The sequence below is a fragment of the Nostoc favosum CHAB5714 genome (assembly GCF_020829495.1).
Classification (GTDB): domain Bacteria; phylum Cyanobacteriota; class Cyanobacteriia; order Cyanobacteriales; family Nostocaceae; genus Nostoc; species Nostoc favosum.
On sequence record NZ_JAIVFQ010000243.1, the window covers coordinates 1 to 2060 of the forward strand.

1 protein-coding gene is annotated in these 2060 nt (G+C 38.5%); it reads right to left on the reverse strand.

Features of this window, described 5'->3' with window-relative positions; genetic code table 11:
• The coding region (locus LC586_RS40375; protein ID WP_369010560.1) for a DEAD/DEAH box helicase at positions 1-2060 on the reverse strand (2060 nt) is incomplete at both ends.

The window sequence follows — 2060 nt, forward strand, 5'->3', positions numbered from 1 at the left end:
TGGATGAGCCTTCAATGCTAACAATTCCTGTGCGACGGATGATGTCAGTAATAACTGTCAAGAAAATCTGCGCCTCATCATTGCTGATTTCAAATTTACCAGCAACTGACTCTATTAAATGCTTCTCTAATTCTATATGACAAGTTAACAATGCAAATGCTTCTAAGGTTAAACGACGGTTAAAATAAAGAGCAAATTCCTTAACTAATATTTCCTTAGCTCGTTTTTGAGCTAAATCTTCCGCATCTATTTTATTTTTTCTATCTTTAGGTTCCTCTTCTGGATCGTTAGGACGGTAGCTTTTATAATTTACATCAGATTTTCGGTCAGGGTGAGGAATATAAAATTCTAAAAAGTCTGCTTTCAGTTGGTGAATTACTTGATTAACAGATGTAATACCTTCAGTATTTTTTACCTGGTTAAATGCTTGCCAAAGCATCTGGCGGTATAGCATTTCGGTATGGGTACGTTGATAGTCAGACGCAAAAAAGGCTGCATCTTGACGACCATCGGAAAAGGTAAGTATTTTCCGCTTTGAAGAGTTTTTATCAGTCTTTTCTGTTTCTGGTAGTAGTTCAAAGAGACTATCAAGCATCGCCTCTAATGGGCCATCTGTATAAGTCACAAATCGATTAATTGCTAGAGTAGTGCGCCCAGTTCCAGCACCACAAGCAGCACATCTGTTTAAATAACAACCGCCTTCATCCCCGTCATTTTTTTTGCGATGCCATGCTAAAATAAATTCATTTTCTGGTGTTACTTTGTTTGTAAACGCTTCATCTGAAAGTTTACCAATCCAGCCATGCTTCTGAAGTTCAAATTTAAAAGTTTTTAGTGTTGTTGATTCTTGTTCCTCTTCATCTTCACCCATTTCCTCTTCTTCTGTTACACTGTCTAAATTGCCAGAAGTCAAAGTGTAAATCTTGGTATTATCCTTTAATGCTTGAATTGATCTGGGTAGAGATTCTAGTTCTCCCGAATCTTGGCGTTGAGTAAATACATAACCCTGACCGCATTGAGAACAACTGCCCAATTCTAATACAGGGGAACCACAGCATTCACAGGTTTTTTTCTCATTCAAATAAAGTTGCCCATACCGTACTTCACGGTCTGAATAAATTGGGTCGTGCGCTGCTCCCGAACATTTGGGATTAATACAGGCATAAAGTCCCTCTAAACTGCGAAATAAAAGATGCAATCTCACAGGAAGTAAAGGTAAATCATCTGGATTTGCACGACCGAGAGTACCTATTTGCAGCAAATGAGCTAGTGCAACTTCTGCATCTGTATCATCAACGCTACCATCTAATTTAATTGGCAGATTTACACCCCATAATTCTGTAGAGCGAACTATTTCTTCCCAAGGTTTAGGTTCCCGACAAAGTATGTTAATCAGTCGATGTATTAAGGGATGTCCCTTGAGAGCAAACCAGAGGAATTTGTGGATATCGCTATCAGCTTGCGACTCAGCTATTTTTAGTTGTTGTTCGGGTACAATAGCGCTCAGTGGGTCAAACCAAGAACTAATTGGAGAACCTTGTTGTGGTAATTCAATAATACTTAAATATTGTATAATTTCTTCATTAGTAAGTGCAGCAGATAGGGTATAAGGTTTGCCTAATCGGTCTTTGGCATTGAGACGCTGACCGCGAATTACTTGACTAAAAGTTTCACCAAAAAACTCTCCTGCAAATGCGATAACTTTATCATCAACCGAAGCATCTCCTAAGCTGGCACTGGTAGCGATGCAGCGAATTTTACCTTTTTGTTCCACACCTACGGAAGCTTTAAAACGCTCCAACAGCATGGAAACTTCACTACCCTTAGCACCATCATAGGTGTGAGCTTCATCTACTACTAACATTTTGAAAGTATTTACTGAAGCCTCAAAAATTTTTTCTCGCTCCTTGGGTCGAATCAACATATGCTCCAGCATGGAGTAGTTGGTAATTAAAATATGGGGTGGTGCTTCCCACATTTCTTCTCTTGAGAGTAATTGCACTTTGCTAGTTTTCTCAATAGCTTTATCAATTAATTCTTCATTTTTTATAGATTCTATT